The organism is Verrucomicrobiia bacterium (assembly GCA_035629335.1).
Classification (GTDB): Bacteria; Patescibacteriota; Saccharimonadia; order Saccharimonadales; family Saccharimonadaceae; genus DASUUR01.
The window spans coordinates 508,398-526,207 of sequence record DASPIB010000001.1 but is presented as its reverse complement, the minus strand read 5'-3'; the positions used below and the strand labels follow the sequence as shown (position 1 = coordinate 526,207).

The window sequence follows — 17,810 nt, the reverse complement described above, 5'->3', positions numbered from 1 at the left end:
TTTGAAAGACGGGTCTAATTTAAACAAAAAAGACCCTTAACTTTCTTAAAAATTGTGTTACGATAGTATCCGTAGTCGAAGTACGACAGATTGGATAAGTCATGGTTAAGACTAAGCCCAACGGCATGCTCGTCACCTATTCGGTGATTGAGAGTGCGGGTGAAGGACGTCGGCCAAGGACGGTTGAATCACCGGTACTGATTATCAGTTTCTTGGACGACCGAGACCTTAGCGGCCTTGTCAAGGACGTTAAGCGCCTGGAACGAGTTAATAACGCTGTTGTTCCAAAGGGCTCCAAGACACTGCATGTTCATCTCGAGCTAACGTCGAATTTCTTTTCTGTCATGCGGGTGATCAATTTTGTCCGTGACCCGGAAGCGGCCAGCGCTGAGCTTGATGAGGAGCAGCAGCGTTCTGAAATTGAGACGCGCTTTTCGTTTGGGGGCAAGCAGGGCAAAGACCAGGCAGTTTTCGTTAACACTGTGCTCGATGCAATCACGAAGTTGAAGCGCTAGTGTTGAGGCGCATTATACAAAGACGTATAATGCGCCACTTTTATTATTCAAAATGTGCGTATTGTTTGACTTTGAGCCCGGTAGTATATAGTATATTTATGTACCGTCGACTACGAAGGAGCTTCAAAGTGTTTGATCGAACGCGTGCTGCTGTGGCTGGTGTCAAGCGCGTTGCTGCAATGGATCTGAGTGAGCTTGGTAGGGCAGGCGCGAAGACAGTCGTCAAGGCAGTCAAGGGTGGTGTTGACGCAACGAGGGGTTGGAATAGCCAGCGTAGGGCTAATGCCGGCAAATATATTGAGGTCGCTGCAGCGGTCGCAAACCTCGCTCCGGGCACGGGGCGAATGAAGAACATTAGTAGCCGTAAGGTAAAGGGTGTAACGATCGTTTATGACCCTGCTAATTCTGAAGTCATCCTGATCAAGGGTGCAGCTGGCAATAAGGGTGCAGTGAAAGATGCGCTGGCGATGTATGGGATTAGCTCGTCGGATGGCGTGACTGATCCGAAGATCATTCGTATTCTGGTTGACGACGCTTTGAAGGCCGACATTCCCCAGAAGTAGTCTTACGGGGCTCAGTATGACCATACTGAGCCCCACACAATTTTTAGGTTTTATAAAGTAGTGTGGGGTGTATCTTATCTAAACTGATTATTAGTAACTTATTTGCTCGTGCACTCGCCCCCGTCTTCACCACATCAGCAACAACATCCGCCACCCCTAATTCGCACATTGCTTCAACTGCCCCGTACACCGGTAGATCTGATAATACAACATTTAACTTTTTACCATTTTGCTCTATTTGTTTCAGGCATTTTTGTAAGAATCGTGGGTATGCCGTTGCGACAACCAGCGGCGGTGCCGCTGACGAATACAGCCTTTGCAGTAAGGTAGCTTCTTTTTCTTCAGGAATAAGTAAGCAGAAGTTGAGTTCTGGGCCTGCTAGTTGCTGGTAAGTTAGCGCCGAAGCGTTCTCGTACTCTTCGATGACGTCGCTAAATACTAAGCCGGCATCAGCATAGCCTTTATCGATGAGCATCGGAATACTATTGCTGCGCACACGAATGTAACTTGTGTTTTGTGTTTTTACGGTTAGGCAACGCTCGGGAAAGGGCGGTATTTTTATGCCGTATTGTTGTTCAAAGGCAGCCACGCAATCATCATAGTCGTGGCTATTTGGCAGTAAAATTCGTTTCCAGGTCGAGATTACGGTCTTGCTCAGGATTATTTTATCAGAATGATTCATCACAGCGTTCTATTGTAGATGAAAGTAAATATACACACAAGATACACATATTAGGAGTTGGTCGTTCTATAAAAAGTAATTGACAATGATAAGTACCTTGTATAACATAGAACTATGGAAGAAAAATTAACCAGCGAACGATATGCAGCACAACTTGCTACGCAGCTACGAAAAGGTTTTCTAGCCTACTGTGTACTAATGATTTGCAGCGAAAAAATGTACACTTCTGATATCATCAGGCGTTTACAAGCAGCCGAGCTCGTGGTGGTAGAAGGAACCATCTATCCCCTGCTCTCACGGCTCAAGAATGACGGCCTCCTCGCCTATGAGTGGCAAGAATCCGAACAAGGACCGCCGCGCAAATATTACCAGGTAACACCCTTTGGTGTGGCGGTAAAGAACGAACTGACCCACCACATTGAAGCACTAAACGCCGCACTTAAAAAACTATAAGGATGAATATGAAAGAGATCACCAGAATCCATATCGCAAAAGTTGCCTACGATATAGAAATTGAAGCTAAAAAAGACCTCGAACACTACCTTGAAACGGTGAAAAATGTCACTGTTGATCAAGAGGTGGTCGACGATGTTGAAATTAGAATCACCGAAATTTTAGCCGAACACGGCGTGACGAGTGGCGGTGTCGTCACAGCTACAGAGATACAAGCCATTAAAGAACAACTAGGCGCACCTCAAGAATTTGGCGACGGCGAGTCACGGCCGACCGCTGATGAAGCTTACGACAAAATTCGACCGCGCTTATTTCGCGATACCGACAATGCCGTTTTAGGAGGCGTTTTAAGTGGCATTGCAGCGTATTTTAAGATCGATGCGGTTTGGGTCCGCTTGCTGTTTTTGGTGCTTTTAATTGGCTCATTTGGCATGGCTTTAATCATTTATCTAGTGCTATGGATGGTTATTCCCGAAGCTAAAACTTCAGCCGATAAGCTGCTTATGGCTGGGCGGCCAGTAACAATCGCTTCTTTACGAGAAATGAACGAACTTGAAGCTCAAAGCGCAAAAGATCGCCCAGCAAGACTAGCCGGTCGTATAGTAACCTTTATACTTGGCCTTGGCGCGATGTCGGCAGCCGTTGCCAGCTTAGCTTTTACCGTATATGTCACATTTGGCGTGACTTTTTACGAAGGTACTCATGTTAATTCGAGCGATCCGATGTTTGGCTTCTGGCTGGCGGCGTTCATTTTGGCAATTGTCAGCGGCCTTTTGCTGGCGGTGCTCTGTGCGCAAATTGCTATCGCGCTCTTTCGGCAAAAGGCAACAAAGCGCAGCCTTGTATCGATGGGGGTTGTCACCTTAGCTGGTACGCTTAGCTTTGTTGTGGCAATTGGCCTCGTACTATTTGCCGAAGTGCAGCAAACAAACTTGCAAAACGCCCATACTCGCGAGGTTTCGCTTGCCATTCCAGCCGAAGCTAAAAAAGTTACCTCATTGGTAGTAGAAGTGCCACGAGGAACGGAAGTACACTACATGACAGCCAAAAGCCAAGCTCCTTCAGCCAAGTTGCAAACAATTGCTGCCACCAACAGCGCCATCATTAAGCCCGAAATAAAGGTAGAAGGTGACGTTCTTAAGATTTCCTCAAAAGTTTCACCGCAGCCCGTGTGCTCTCCGTTTGATTGCGAAGGCGTTACTACCGCGACCATTTACGTGTATGGGCCGGAGCTTAAGCATATAACCACAAAAGAAAATGCAGCTTTACAATACGGCGGCCCAAATCAACACGCTTTAACCCTCGACGCTGCCAAAAATTCCGATATCACCCTGCACGACGCCACGATCGAACAGCTGAAAGTCACGAGCCAAGAAGGTGTAAACATTATGGCAGCCGCCGCCACGGTTTCAAACCTAGAGACAACCGCTACCGGCTCATTGCTCGAATTTGGCACTATTCATACTCTGAAGATTACCGATCAGCAAGCCTGCCCGGCTGGAAGCGAGTCAACCATTGGGCTTGAGGATATTTCAAGTGGCACCTTTGTCTGGAATGGCCAAACCAAAGTGGCAGATAACACACGACTCGGCTGTACAAATGTTTCGATAGAAAAAGAACTAAACGAAGAGCTGTAAGTACCTTGTTCCCCACTGCTTATAACGGCCGGATCATAAGTCCGGCCGTTTTTATGGGAATTAGGATTCGAAAATCGGGCTCACCCAATAGTTGGCGTTATTGTAAAAGCTGGTGGGAAAACCGCCGCCATAAGTATAGACACCCGCCCCGATCGGTGCAGTAAGGGGCGCTGCGACATGCGGTTGATCAAAATAGCCGCTATTAGCTGAATAATACCCCGTGGGTGTAAAGTACGAGGCCACGTAGGGGGTATCGGCCTGAATTTCTACAGGAGTGTTAAATGAGGCAGATTGCCAACCGCTGCTGGTTTCACTCGTTACTGCAGCGGTCGCAAGCGGCGTACCGTCAGCACCCCAAAGGGAAATCGTGTGCGGTCCGAGGTTGTTTTGGCTTTTATAAAAGCGAACCCCCGTGATTTTACCGGCTGTTTCTGAGCTGAATTTAACACCTAGCTCTACAGCTTGTGGATCGTCAACGCTGGGAGTGGCGGGCGTTGGGTTATCAGGCCACAAGCTACAGGGGCAAACTGGCCCTTGGGTAGTAGTGAAACTCCAGCTGACATCTGCCGGCAAGGCGTTCCCCGCCATATCCTCTACCCGCGGGCTGGCACCGCCGCCGCGTAGCTTAGCGGTGTAGACGGTATTGGCAGCCAGCGGTGAGGCTGGTGTTAAGATGGCAGTTTTACTGGCGCTATCGTAGGCCGCCGTGCCCGCAATGGCTGCGCCGGCAGTGGTCTGTAGTGTGAAAGTTTGGCTGTTGACCGTGCTTGGATTAAGGGCTTCGTTAAAGGTGGCGGTAATGGCGGTGGTCTTGGCTACGCTAGTGGCATCGGCGGCTGGGACGGTGCTGCTGACGGTAGGTGGCGTGGTATCGATAGCGTAAGCTGCGGTGTACTGGCCGCTCGTAACTGGGAAGAAGGCATACTCGACGCCTTTTATTGTTTCGAGCGTAAACGACACGCTATTGCTGCCGGAAGTAATGCTCACGAGGGAACCATTCTTCGTATGTACCGGTAGCATCGCCCGCATCATGGCGTGCGCGTCACTGTGCACTACTGCATTAAAAGTAAAGTTGTTGCCATTCCAGGCGAGGTCCACAAACGACGAATCGTTACGCGCATCGGTCCATTCGAGCATTTGCTTAGCCGATACCATAGGTACGCCGCGAGTCTTGGCCGATTGTACAAGCTGTCGATCAAACGGGTCGCTGTAATCGTAGTGCGTGCCAATTGCGCCATAATAGCCTTCTGGCCCTAGTGCGCGGTCGATCTGCAGATTGATCGCATTCGGGTACGAAGCGCCGTTTTCATTGACTAAGTGCGATGGTAGTTGGTAAACATCAATCATTGAACCGTCGCTGTCGGCAAACCGCATTGGCAGACCCGAACCAGTAAAGTACCCGGGGCGGTTTTGCACCCAGCTGCCCGGCCAATAGTAATAATTTAGATCAAGCCGAATATTATTTGCGAGCTCGACTTTCGGCGAAGTTGCCCAGTCGCTCCAGACAATACAGTGGGTGCGACTGCTCACTTGGTGTGGCAGGCTGGTATATTTTGAGCGGAAGGTACCGAGCTCATCGGTAAAGGCTTGGATCAGCGATTGCGGTGTCCAGTTATCACAGCCGGTGCTGATATGCGAACCAATTTCAAACCCTTGGGCGGTAAACTGCGCTGCTTCTTGGTTGGTCAGTGGAGATGATTCATAAATCAGTGATGTCGCCCGAATGCATTCCCAATTATCCACACTGCAACCCGCCGGGCTATTGGCCAGCATATAATTAAAGCTGTCTTTTGTACCGGTAGCTGTGGCATGATCGTCACCGGCCATCACCAGCACAGCTTTCTCGCCTTTCGGGAAATACCAGAATTTTGGCAAGGGCTGGTTATCCTGGTTCATTTCTGAAATCAGATTTGCCAGTAGTCGCTGCTGTTCGTCGGCTTGAGGAATCGCTACTTTATTGAGGTCAATGTAATCGGGCTGGTCGCCGCCAAAGAACATATCGTTCGATCGTTTTGGTGCTAATCCATCGCGCTCCTGGCCAGCCCAGGCAGGGTTGCCCTGATGGGTATAGATCACCGATCGGGCGAGGTCGTAAGTAAAGGCGGCAGCTTGGCCACTACCGACGTTTTTTACCGTCACCGCCGGATACGCTGTAGTGTTGGTGGCGGTGGCATAGAGACTGGCAAGGACGGTTGTGCCGGTTTGGGCAGTGTAGGCATCTGCGGTGCCATGAAATTGCATAGTTTCAGTAACGATACCCGCCCCCACATTGGTGGCACTGTTGACCCGCAGGTAAGCATCAGACAGTGTCGTGTTGGCATCGGTGAGCCCTAGCAGCTCCGACAGTTTTTTATCGGGGCGCATTGCGATTAAGTTACCACCAGCATGTACCCAATCGCTGAGCATGGCGACTTGTGTGGTGGTTAGTGGCAAATCTCCAATAATCACTACCTCGTAGAGGCTTAAGCTGCTCGAGGTAACCTCGGTAATATCGCGGGTTTCAAATAAGTTTAACCCTTCAGCGCGCAAAATCTCGGCGTAATACTTGCTAAACGGTCGACTATTTGCAGTAATTGCCAGAATTGGCCCGCCTGGCCCTTGTTCAATATCTGACGGCACTGATGGCTGGGCGGTAGTGAACTGCCAGGTAAAGCTTGTTGTTAAGGCGTTGCCGGCGGCATCCTTCACCCGTGGGTCAAACAAGCCACCTTTAATAGTGGCCGCATATGTGGCGCCAGGTGCTAAATCGTTAACCGGATCGATGGTGACGGTGTGGGCTGTTTGGTTGTAGCTAATAGTGGCAGGAATAAGAGTGTTGGTGGTATCGCGCAACTCAACTGTGGCCTCTGAAACGCTACTTGACTGCATCGCCTCGTTAAAAGTGGCGGTCGCCGAAGTCGTTACGGCGTTGTTTGCGCTATTCGGTGCCGGTGTCACCATGGTAACGCTCGGCGGCGTGGTGTCTGGCCCGGTAGCGTCTGTAAAAATAACATCAACCCAGTAGTTAGTATTGTTGTAAATCGTCGTCGGGAAGCCGCCACCATTCGCATAGCTAAACACGCCGTTATTGGCAGGTGCAGTAAGCGGACCGTTGGTTTTTGGCTCGTTGAATTGGCCAGCGTTATACGAATAGTTACCATTGGGTGCATAATACGACGCCACGTAGGTAGTATGAGCAGTAACAGTCACCGGAGTATCGAAATAGACTTGTTGCCAACCACTAGCCGACTCGTTAGAGAACGTTGCCCGAGCCAACAAAGTGCCACTTTCAGACCATAAACTGCCCCGGTGCGTGCCAGTATTTTCTGGTCCTTTATAAAACCGGATACCTGAAATCACACCAGCGACATTTGTCTGAAAATTTACGCCTAGTTCAACCGCCTGAGTATCGTTAGCGTGAAGCACCGCCGGCGTGTCTGCTGCTCCCCACAGACTGCACGGACAATCGAGCGCCGTAGCGGTGAATGGTATGGTAATTGCAAGCAGCATCGCCGAAAGTAAAGTAACTGTAGCGCGCCGCAAGGTAGTGTGTAGTGTGTTTCGCATATTTCCCCTATTGAAACAAATGATGTGCTCCTATCATATAGAGCGCGGCACCATTCCGCAATACTCAAGGAGTGTTACAATAGATATATAGCAACCATTAACTTCTTAAGGAGGTGCTATGAATAAGGTTTCAAAATCAATCATCAACCAGCTGGCCGAACAGCGTGGCACGGCGCAACTGACTATGTATATGCCAACGCATAAAGAATCGAGCTTGCAAGCAGTGAGCGAAGATCAGGCGAGGTTTAAGAATCTTCTGAGGCGTGGTCTTGAAGAGTGGGAACAGCAGGTCAACCCGCAGAAAATTGCCGCCATACGCAAGCAGTTGGAAGAAAAAAATGAAGATCGCGCTTTTTGGAACGATACCTCCCGAAGTTTGGCCGTCTTTGCCAGCAAGCAGCAGGTTCACTTTTATCACCTGCCGATTGAAAGTGATGAATATATCTATGTCGGCGACACATTTGATGTCGCGCCGCTACAAATTGTTGATGAACTAAATCAACCCTATTATCTTTTTACACTAGCGCTCCACAATTCAAAATTATTCTATGGGGATATGTACGGCCTGGCGCCTGTGACAATTAACTTTCCGGCCAGCCCTGAAGATGCACTGAACATTGATGAGATGTTCTCTGGTAGCAACACCATCCGCGGCATCTCGGTTCCGGGTAAGGGCAATGAAAAGTTCAGTTCGCATGGCCAGGGCGATTCCAATCATGCCGGGCAAGAAGAACGCTTAAAATATTTTCGCATACTAGACGACACTATTGCGCGGTCGCCAGCGGTTGATAGTCAATTCCCTATCTTGCTTGCCGCTACCGATAGCGAAGCCAGTGATTACAAGGCAATAAGCAAGCTATCTCACCTGCTACCCGTACATATTCAAGGCAATTATACCCAAACGCCACTGCCCGAACTGCACAAACTTTCCTGGGCGACGATTCTTCAAGAAGTGGTTCAAAAAAAGCTCGCCCAGCACGCCGAGAAGTTTCATGAACTCAAAGGCCTCAAGCAAGCTTCAAGCGACATGACTGAAATAAAAGAAGCAGCGGCCATGGGTCGGGTTGACACGTTGCTGGTTGGGATTGTGCCAGAAACCAACGATTCGGTCAGCGAGACTGCAGATGGGCCACTCATTCGTTTACAAGGCGAATATCGAGATGGTCTGCGCGATGCCGTGCAAGTGGTAAGTTCGCAAGGAGGCGCTGTTTTAGGGGTTGATGCTTCGCTTATTGGCACGCCAAGTTTGGCGGCGGCTATTTATCGTTATTAAATAAGGCGCTTTAAAAGCGTCCCGGCTTTCCGGTAAGTAAAGTGTCGAGTCGCTATTTGCTAGGCTGGTTCTTCGGTATATTCCGAATACCCTATCCCCCGCTGCACGTCTTCAATGACCAGCTTTACTAACGGCAGCATGTTCTCGGGCAAGTTATCAACCGGAAACCACGAAAGATTATCGCACTTTTCGGGCTCGGCATTAAAAATGTCGCCCTGCCAGTGGCGTGCTTCAAAAAATAAATCAAGTCGCTCCTCACCACCTTATTCCTCGTTAAACGATGGCAGGTGTGCATCAATCGAAGGTCATGCGGCCTAATTGTAATTCCCGCCTCTTCCTTGGCCTCGCGTGCCATGGCATCGGTGGCAAGCTCGTCGCCATCTAAATGGCCGGCAACTACACTGTATTTACCGTCTTGATAGCCACTGTTGGCGCGCATTGATAACAGTATTTCATTGTCGCGCCGAAGGAGTAAATAGACAGCTGGTATGAGTTTGAATCGTTCTCTTGGAGTGGTCATAGGTATAGCATAGCAGAATGTCGGGTAGGCATTAAAATATTAGTCCGACTGCGATATCCCGACAGATCTGTTAGCAGCCTATACTATTTCATGATCGGGATATCATGTTATAATCAAGAAATGCTATAATATGGCAATTGCTGCACCTGGTAGGTGGCGAGATGAGAATTGGCTTTGATCTTGGGAATGTACTCTGTGCCTCAGACACAGAATTTCTGACGAAGGGCGATCTGACGGCCGCCCAGCGTATTCCGGGCGGATTTGAAACGGTAGCAGCTGCTGTTGCACAGAACGGGCCCGAAAGCAACTGGATTGTGTCAGCTTGCGGGCCACGGGTGCAAGGCTTCTCTGGGAAGTGGTTGCGCCAAGAAGGCTTCTTCACGCTTACTGGTTTCCATGAGAGCTGTTTTGCTCTGCCGCGCCGGTTTGAGCTGGATAAAGTTGCTGCTTCGCTACGAGAAAATCATGTTTTGTTTTGTGAGAAGCGCCCTCATAAGGCGATCATCGCCGCCGTTCTTGGGCTTGAAGCATTTGTTGATGACCGGATTCAAGTTCTTCAGGAACTGCCTGATTGCGTTCGACTCCGAATTGCTTTTCGCCCAAAGGCAGAAGAGCTGGCCAAGTTGGATGACGACCGGATCGTGGTCGTCCAGGATTGGCTTGAGGTGCGTGAGTTGCTTGAGCTAACAGTGTGGCAATGCCCCGTCTCTATAAAAAGAGGCGGGGTTTACTTATATATCCATAAAACTCTACCCTATTATCCAGCTTTTCTATTGAGCTGTCGGATCTAACTTGGGATTAAATTAGCTATAAAAATATCTACAGTCGATCTATTGATATCATGGCAGGAGTGGAGGGATTCGAACCCCCGGCCCTCGGTTTTGGAGACCGATGCTCTGGCCAGCTGAGCTACACTCCTATAACGCACCTTACTATAGCACAACAGCGCCGTGAAATCGAGAAGAAGTGCATTACCCTAAGGTTGAAATATTATCATTAATGTTGTACAATACATAGTTGTACTCTCTGTCGAGCGGAGGATCATGTCTATCCAGATTTTGGTAGAAAGCGTCACGGTTACCCGTGAGGGGATTGGTATCGCTTTTGGAACGTCAATGCGAGGTCGCGACAACGAGCTGACCCAAGAGGGCGCCCGCGCTCTTCGCATCCTGATGATTCATGCGGCGGACTTCAGTATCGATACGCAGCCATACCACGACACTGCGGATTATTTCCTCATCAAGACCAACGGCGGGCGCATTCCGGAGCTCGAAACCCAGCAGGGCGTCCAAAAGTTGATGGACGTTTACGGCAAGGGCGACATCAAGGTTACCTTTCAGGAACCGAAGCTATATGCCTCTCAGAACGGGTCCGTGCGGGGCGATGGAATTCAGCCTAGGCAACTGGCTGACAGCCTGAAGTCGGGCAAGTTTGTCCGCGCCCAGATGGTATTTGCGTTGAGCCTCCCAGTGCTCAACAGCGATTCGCAGGCGGTTCGGAGTGTGCTGCGAGACGAATGTGGCGTCGCAACTACCGCTGAGGTTAAGAATGGGATGAGGGTCTACGTCAGGGTGCGGACTGACAGCGAAGATCCGCTGATGACCTTGAGGCGTCTCCAGCCACGAATCGCCAAGGCACTGCGGTAACAAGTAGCGCACTACTCGGGCTATTAAGCTGGCCCGCGTAGTGCGCTGTATCTATAAGTCATTATTTGGCCAACCGAGCGCGGTGATGGCATCAAAGCTGTAATGAAATTGCTTGGCTCAAAGGCATGAATTAATAGAGATGGGTATGCTGGTAAGAATATTCGGGTTGAACTCGCGAGATTAAAATAAACTGCATCTTCCACCTCGGCTTTCAAAAGAGGTAAAATAAAAACATGCACATCAGATTATCAGCCGCAGAACGCGCCCAAATGAAAACGTGTGTTTGCCCGCGTAAAGTTCCTGGCGTCACGCCTTCGCCATCGGCGCGAACACTTGGCCGCTTTATTATTGGATTTGTCATTCTCGATGGGCTTTTAGCCTTGTTTTTGCCACTCGTTGCTTTAATTATATTCGGCATCATTTTTGCGTTTGGCGTTTTTAGCTCGTGCTGGTATCTTATCCGTGGGCACTCGCTAAAATGTGCTTTACTCTGGGGATTTGCCGGCTGGATACTTTTTCTGGTCGATGGAATTATTGGTAGTATATAACCCTATTCGATCAAGCTAATTGAGAGTTGGTGTGCTGTTAGCTTTCAACTATACTGAAAGCATAAGCATCTCAAACGTAGACGGAGCGTAGTATGAAAATTGTCATTGTTGGCGGCGGATTTGGTGGAGTGAAAGCGGCTCTGGAACTCGGGCAGCATGCTGACTTCTCAATTACCCTTATTTCAGATGAAGATTATTTCCTGCACCACGCTACCCTGTACGCCACCGCTACAGGCCGTAGCCGCGATGAGTCGGTGGTGCCGCTACGGGATATCTTTGCTGGTTACAAAAATGTGACTGTGGTGAAAGATCGGATTACTTCACTTGATCTTGAGCGAAAATTAGTTATTGGTAAGAAAAATTATCCGTTTGAAAAGGCAATTTTTGCCATGGGTGTCGTGACTACCTACTTTGGTATTAAAGGCCTCGCCGAGCATAGTTACGGCATCAAAACTTTGAACGAAGTGACGCGGTTTAAGCAGCATTTGCATAAAGAGTTAACTGAAGATAAGCACATGGATAAGAATTACGTCGTGGTGGGCGCCGGCCCCACCGGCGTTGAATTAGTGGCGGCTCTAAAAACCTATCTTACCCAGATCGCTGCGGCGCATGCTATTAAAAAAGCTACCATCAATTTAACTTTGGTTGAAGCCGCGCCACGAGTACTCCCCCGAATGAGCGAAGCTGCGAGTGCGGCCGTTACTAAACGGCTACAAGAACTGGGGGTAAGCGTACTCGTTAATAAAAAGGTTGAGTCGATGGACGATGATAGCGTAATGATAGATGGCCAAGACATTCCGTCGCAAACAGTGGTGTGGACATCGGGGGTGGCAAACCATCCGTTCTTTGCGGCGCACGCGCATATATTTAAGCTTGCCAAAAATGGCCGGGTGGAGGTTGATCGGCACCTTGAAGCCGCACCGAATGTATTTGTGATTGGCGATAACGCCGCGACTCCTTACACCGGCGTTGCCACTACCGCGCTGTACGACGCGAGTTTTGTGGCCCGCCACCTTAACCGGCTGGCAAATGGCTTGCCGGCCTACGCCTATGTGCCAAAAGCTCACCCCGTAACTGTGCCGGTGGGCGACGACTGGGCAATTTATGAATCATCGGGCATGCGTGTGACGGGAAAAATTGCCGCAGCGCTGCGACGATTTCATGAATTTCAAAATTATAAGAATCTCCTCAGTTTCAGTAAGGCCTTTCGCGCCTGGCGAGCGCGCTATCACCGCGACGAAGACTGCCCTGTATGCAAGAAATCAAAAGCTTAGCATAAAGCATAAGCATTGCTTATTCTAGCCTAAACCGATATACTACGGATAATAAAATGAAGGCAGGATTATCTATCTAAGGGTGGTATGAAGATATTGATGCTTGGTTGGGAGCTGCCGCCGCACAACAGTGGAGGCTTGGGGGTTGCTTGTTATAATATGTCTAAGGCCCTAGCGGTGCAAGGGGCCGACATTGACTTTGTCCTCCCCTATAATCCGGTTGGGCACGATATTTCTTTTATGAAGGTCCACGGCGCTACCCCCACCACCCCGGACAAAATAACCTATACCACCTATAGTCACCCACCTTTTGCTAGCGGTGCCGGCGCAACAATCAGAAGCATCCAGCAGCAATATGCCGCCTTTACCGAAACGCTCGTGCGCCAACAGCGGCCGCAGGTGATTCACGCCCACGATTGGCTGACAATGGAAGCGGCGGTGCGAGCCAAGCACATCGCGAACGTCCCCTTAATTGCCCATGTGCACGCCGCCGAATTCGACCGTTCGGGCGAACATTATGGCAATCCTTTTATTCACGAGATTGAACAAATGGGGCTTGAAATGGCCGATCGAATCATCGCCGTCAGTAACATTACCAAAAATATTATTGTCAAGCACTACGGTATTCCGGCCGAAAAAATTGCAGTGGTCTATAACGCTGCCGATGAGGCGCAATACGCTGAAGTTCAAGATACCAACACCTACGCTTACCTTGAGGCCATGAAACGCGAGGGCTACCGCGTCGTCGTGACGCTTGGTCGCTTAACCGTGCAAAAGGGCCTGACCTATTTCCTTCGGGCCGCTGCCCGTGCCTCCGAAAAATACGACAAGCTATTGTTTGTGGTTGCTGGTGACGGTGAACTGAGGGACGAGCTTTTAGAGCTTTCGGCGTCGCTTGGCATCGCCGATAAAGTCTTTTTTACGGGCTTTGTACGTGGTAAACAGTGGCGCGACGCCTACCGGATTGCCGACGCTTTTGTGATGAGTTCGGTCAGTGAGCCATTTGGCTTAACTGCGCTTGAAGCTGCCGCCAGCGACACAGTGGTGGTTTTAAGTCGCCAATCTGGCGTTGGTGAAGTGCTCCACAGCGTGCTTCGTTTCAACTACTGGGAAACTGATCGGTTAGCCGATCAATTGGTGGCGGTGGCTGCCTCACCGGCTCTATATTTTGAACTGCGAAAAAACGTCGCCCAAGAATATGCCCGGATTTCTTGGCAGGACGTCGCCAAGCAGTGTCTTGGGTTATACAAACAGCTTGCCGAGGTACGAGCATGAAGCCAAAAAGCATTGCGCTATATCTGCACGTACATCAGCCGTTTCGACTTCGACCGTATACGGTGTTTGATACTGCTACGGCTCACAATTACTTTAGCGCCGAGGATAGCGATAAAAACCGTGAGATCTTTGAAAAAGTCGCCGAAAAATCGTACCGGCCAATGAATCAATTGCTTGAAAGGTTACTACAAGAACATCCGGCTTTCCGCTGCAGTTTGAGTATTACCGGCACTTTTATTGAACAAGCCGAAGCTTGGGCGCCCGATGTACTTGAAAGTTTTCGGCGACTTGTTGGCACCGGCCGGATGGAGATTGTGGCCGAAACGTATCATCATAGCCTGGCCTTTTTTTATAGTCGAACCGAGTTTGAGGCGCAGGTGCAGCAACATCAAACCAAAATACAAGAGCTTTTTGGCGTGCGCCCGAGCGTGTTTCGCAATACCGAACTGGCGTATAACAATCAACTTGGGCAGTGGGCCGAGCAAGCCGGATATAAGGGTGTTATTGCAGAAGGTTGGGATCCAGTTTTGGGCGTACGCTCGCCAAATTATGTTTATCGGCCGGCGCAAACGAAAGCTATTTCGTTACTGCTGAAGAATTATCGCTTAAGCGATGACCTAGCGTTTCGTTTTTCGGATACAGCCTGGCAGGAATGGCCGCTCACGGCTGAAAAATATGTTGCCTGGGCCGATGCTTCTGATGCCCAGACCATTAATTTATTTATGGATTACGAAACATTTGGCGAGCACCAGTGGCAAGACACGGGCGTGTTTAGTTTTTTTGCTGATTTTGCTAGCCAGTGGCTGGCCTCCCCCGAGCGCACGTTTCGTACCTTAAGTGAAACCATTAGCGCTTACCCGCCGGTAGATGAAGTTGATATGCCCAACACCGTTACCTGGGCAGACACCGAGCGTGACTTATCGGCCTGGCTTGGAAACGCTATGCAACAAGAAGCCTTAAAGTACCTTTACAACCTAGAAGAAGATATTTTACGCTCGGGCGATGACGGGCTGATTGATGACTGGCGCCGCCTACAAACATCCGATCACGTGTACTATATGTGCACAAAATGGTTCAAAGATGGCGACGTACATGCTTATTTTAGCCCTTACGAATCGCCATATGAGGCATTTATTTACTTTATGAATACCCTTCGTGACCTGCGCTGGCGTATAATGGAACACAGAAAGGGAGGGCTGCAGTGGCTAGACCAATAATACTCAGTAATGGCGAACTTCATGTCGGGCTTAATAATTTTGGCTTGGTGCACGATTTTTACTATCCATACGTTGGCCTAGAAAACCACGCAGCGGCAAAATCGCTACGCCACCGGATAGGCGTCTGGGAAAACGGCACCTTTAGCTGGTTGGACGATGGCAATTGGCAGTTTGAATTCTCGTATCCTTTTAATGCGCTGATAGGTAAAACCATAGCTCGGCACGAAGGCTTAGGCATACTACTGGAGTTTGAAGATGCAGTCGATGCCACGCAAAATGCCTTCCTCCGCAACATCCATGTGGTGAATGAGCGCGACCAGCCGCGAACGATTCGGCTATTTCTGCACCAGGTATTTGCGATTGGTGATACTTGGGGTGGCGACACCGCGCAGTGCCTACCCGACGACGAAGTTATTTTGCATTACAAAGGCCACCGGGCTTTTACAATTGGCGCCACCGATAACCACGGCCGCACCTTCACGCGCTACAGTGTAGGGCTTTTTGGTATTGAAGGCCATGACGGCACCTACCGTGATGCTGAAGATGGCGAGCTGTGGCAAAATGCCGTCGAGCATGGGCGGGTGGACTCGGTGCTTGGCTTTGAGCTCTCGCTCGATGCGCACGATTCCACCCGGGTACACTACTGGATTGCCGCTGGCAAAACACCCGAAGAAGCGCTCGATATTGATCGCAAAATCCGGGCCGAAGGGGTGTTGCACCGGATTCTCACCACCGACATATGGTGGCATAAATGGCTCAAAAAAGCCGAAAAGTTTGCCAGTAAGCTTGATGAACGTTATCGCCAGGACTTTATCAATAGCGTGCTGCTACTAAAAGCTCATATAGATAAACGGGGCGCAGTTATCGCGAGCACCGATACTACCATGCTCAATTATTCCCGTGATGCGTATGCCTACTGTTGGCCACGCGACGGCGCTTATGTGGTCTGGCCACTCATTCGTCTGGGCTACGAAGACGAGCCGCTGCGCTTTTTTGACTTTTGCCGCCGTGTGCTGCATCCAAAAGGCTACTTAATGCATAAATACCAAGCCGATGGCGCCCTTGGCTCCAGCTGGCACCCTTATGTTCATGGCGAACGCACCGCTCCACCAATTCAGGAAGACGAAACGGCGATCGTGCTGTTCATTTTTGCTCATTATTATCGGCTTCATCCGCAAGCAGCGGTGCTTGATAGCTACTATGATGCGCTGGTAAAACCAATGGCCGATTTCTTAGCTAGCTATATTGACCCACACACTCACCTGCCCAAACCAAGCTACGACCTTTGGGAGGAAGTGTTTATTACCAGCACTTACACGACGGCTGTTGTTTATGCGGCATTACTGGCGGCGGCTGACTTGGCCGAAATTAAGCAAGATTCAGGGAGCGCTGTCCGTTGGCGGGCGGCTGCAACTGATATTGGCGAAGCGGCCGAGAAATACCTGTACAACTCCGACACCGCTTGCCTTAATAAAGGCGTACATATTGCGGTTGACGGCACCGTCACCCCGGATGCTACTATAGATAACGCAAGCATTTTTGGAGCTTTTATGTTCGGGCTCTTCCCATTGGATAGCGCAATTTTACGCACCAGCGTTGAAACTTCGCAGAAAGCTTTCGGACTAAGCGACCAGCACCCGGGTTTGCCGCGCTACATGCACGATAATTACCGGCGAGTTTCAGCTGAAAGCTTGGGTAATCCATGGTTTGTGACTAGTTTATGGCTCGCACAGTATCACCTGGAGCTCGATGAAGTAGAAAAAGCCGAAGCAATAATTGCCTGGGTGCAGCGCCATATGGCAAAAACAGGCGTGCTACCGGAACAAATTAACCCCTATGATGAATCGTGGCTATCGGTGGCACCCCTTGCCTGGAGCCAGGCTGAATTCATTAATACGCTGCTCGATATGAAACTTTATGACCACAAATAAACCTCTATCTATAAAACCTCATACAAAAGCGCTCCATGCATTGCAGCGCCTATTACCCAGCCGCATGATGCAAAAATATACTCACCGTAAAGTCATTGAAGCTTTCTCCGCCCAGCTCGGGTTAGTGTATTTTGGATTTGTTGATCAGCACGCAGATGAGCACGAATTAGTGCGCGGTTTCACGCTCTCTGTTGGCCATACCGACAACCATTATAGCGTCGGGAGCGCCTATGGTTATGATATTATCCTGGTTGAACGCACCGATGTCCTAAAGGCACCTGGCGCCCGCACCCAGCGCTATAATTGGATTATTTTACAAATTGATCTACGCAGCTCAGGGTTGCCGCACGCCTTTTTTACATCGCTCTCACACCCAAAGGTCTTTTACTCGCACTTTTTTATAAAATATGCTCGGTTCCAGCCGCTTCCGGCAAGTGTATGGCGAAATCATGATCCGCTATTTCGAGAGCGGTTTACCACTTTTTCAACTCCCGAAAGCGCCGAGGAACTAGTGCGGCTTTTCTCGCTTGATACCACCGCCACCATTGGGCGTTACTTTGATCGTTTTGAAATCGAACTGCAAGATGACAAACTGTTTGTCTATCTTAGTAATCAGCCGGTGACATTGGCTTCGCTGGAAGTATTGTTAAAGAATGGCTTGTGGCTAGCTGGCCAAATTGACAGCCAAGTTGCGGCGAGCGTCACGCAACAATCCTAAAAATAAAGCCCC

Annotated in this window: 16 protein-coding genes and 1 tRNA gene; 13 read left to right on the top strand and 4 right to left on the bottom strand. The window is 49.7% G+C overall.

All coding sequences use genetic code 11. The annotated features are described in order from the left end of the window. Positions 1–101 precede the first annotated feature (101 nt). Both VD907_02955 and VD907_02950 read left to right on the top strand, forming a co-directional pair. Positions 102–515, top strand: a complete 414-nt coding sequence (locus VD907_02955) for a hypothetical protein (protein HYG83809.1) — start codon at positions 102–104, stop codon at positions 513–515. 128 nt (positions 516–643) lie between these two features. Continuing rightward, a complete protein-coding gene (locus VD907_02950) occupies positions 644–1,078 on the top strand; it encodes a hypothetical protein (protein HYG83808.1) in 435 nt (144 codons plus the stop codon). 43 nt (positions 1,079–1,121) lie between these two features. Here VD907_02950 and VD907_02945 read toward each other — a convergent pair whose 3' ends face one another. Next, on the bottom strand, positions 1,122–1,760 hold the full coding sequence (locus VD907_02945) for a hypothetical protein (GenBank protein HYG83807.1): 639 nt from the start codon (positions 1,758–1,760) through the stop codon (positions 1,122–1,124). 114 nt (positions 1,761–1,874) lie between these two features. On the opposite strand from VD907_02945, the gene VD907_02940 reads away from it, so the two are divergent. Both VD907_02940 and VD907_02935 read left to right on the top strand, forming a co-directional pair. Next, positions 1,875–2,213 (top strand): PadR family transcriptional regulator, encoded by a 339-nt coding sequence (locus VD907_02940; GenBank protein HYG83806.1) that lies wholly within the window; start codon positions 1,875–1,877, stop codon positions 2,211–2,213. A gap of 8 nt (positions 2,214–2,221) precedes the next feature. Continuing rightward, entirely contained in the window at positions 2,222–3,850 is a 1,629-nt protein-coding gene (locus tag VD907_02935) for a PspC domain-containing protein (GenBank protein HYG83805.1), read from the top strand. Positions 3,851–3,910: 60 nt separating this feature from the next. Here the strand turns inward: VD907_02935 and VD907_02930 are convergent, their stop codons facing one another. Then, entirely contained in the window at positions 3,911–7,396 is a 3,486-nt protein-coding gene (locus tag VD907_02930; GenBank protein HYG83804.1) for a DUF4082 domain-containing protein, read from the bottom strand. Between the two features lie 118 nt (positions 7,397–7,514). On the opposite strand from VD907_02930, the gene VD907_02925 reads away from it, so the two are divergent. Further along, positions 7,515–8,669: a hypothetical protein gene (locus VD907_02925; protein HYG83803.1), complete on the top strand. Its 1,155-nt coding sequence runs from the start codon at positions 7,515–7,517 to the stop codon at positions 8,667–8,669. Positions 8,670–8,796: 127 nt separating this feature from the next. Here VD907_02925 and VD907_02920 read toward each other — a convergent pair whose 3' ends face one another. Beyond that, positions 8,797–9,189, bottom strand: coding sequence for an NUDIX domain-containing protein (locus VD907_02920; GenBank protein HYG83802.1), 393 nt, complete (start codon positions 9,187–9,189; stop codon positions 8,797–8,799). A 161-nt stretch (positions 9,190–9,350) separates the two neighbouring features. On the opposite strand from VD907_02920, the gene VD907_02915 reads away from it, so the two are divergent. Next, the gene (locus VD907_02915) at positions 9,351–9,980 is read left to right on the top strand and encodes a hypothetical protein (GenBank protein ID HYG83801.1); all 630 of its coding nucleotides are present in this window, start codon (positions 9,351–9,353) and stop codon (positions 9,978–9,980) included. Positions 9,981–10,031: 51 nt separating this feature from the next. Here VD907_02915 and VD907_02910 read toward each other — a convergent pair. Beyond that, a tRNA-Trp gene (locus VD907_02910) sits at positions 10,032–10,108 on the bottom strand. 124 nt (positions 10,109–10,232) lie between these two features. Between VD907_02910 and VD907_02905 the strand changes: the two genes are divergently transcribed. From VD907_02905 to VD907_02875, 7 genes are all read left to right on the top strand, one after another. Beyond that, on the top strand, positions 10,233–10,835 hold the full coding sequence (locus VD907_02905; protein HYG83800.1) for a hypothetical protein: 603 nt from the start codon (positions 10,233–10,235) through the stop codon (positions 10,833–10,835). Between the two features lie 233 nt (positions 10,836–11,068). Further along, the gene (locus VD907_02900; protein ID HYG83799.1) at positions 11,069–11,383 is read left to right on the top strand and encodes a hypothetical protein; all 315 of its coding nucleotides are present in this window, start codon (positions 11,069–11,071) and stop codon (positions 11,381–11,383) included. 92 nt (positions 11,384–11,475) lie between these two features. Beyond that, positions 11,476–12,657, top strand: a complete 1,182-nt coding sequence (locus VD907_02895; GenBank protein HYG83798.1) for an FAD-dependent oxidoreductase — start codon at positions 11,476–11,478, stop codon at positions 12,655–12,657. Between the two features lie 87 nt (positions 12,658–12,744). Then, entirely contained in the window at positions 12,745–13,932 is a 1,188-nt protein-coding gene (locus tag VD907_02890) for a glycosyltransferase family 4 protein (protein ID HYG83797.1), read from the top strand. Continuing rightward, on the top strand, positions 13,929–15,149 hold the full coding sequence (locus tag VD907_02885) for a glycoside hydrolase family 57 protein (GenBank protein ID HYG83796.1): 1,221 nt from the start codon (positions 13,929–13,931) through the stop codon (positions 15,147–15,149). The genes VD907_02890 and VD907_02885 overlap by 4 nt, the downstream gene beginning before the upstream one ends. After that, the gene (locus VD907_02880) at positions 15,134–17,080 is read left to right on the top strand and encodes a glycoside hydrolase family 15 protein (protein HYG83795.1); all 1,947 of its coding nucleotides are present in this window, start codon (positions 15,134–15,136) and stop codon (positions 17,078–17,080) included. Before VD907_02885 ends, VD907_02880 begins: the two co-directional genes overlap by 16 nt. Continuing rightward, on the top strand, positions 17,067–17,798 hold the full coding sequence (locus tag VD907_02875; GenBank protein HYG83794.1) for a hypothetical protein: 732 nt from the start codon (positions 17,067–17,069) through the stop codon (positions 17,796–17,798). Before VD907_02880 ends, VD907_02875 begins: the two co-directional genes overlap by 14 nt. Positions 17,799–17,810: the final 12 nt, after the last annotated feature.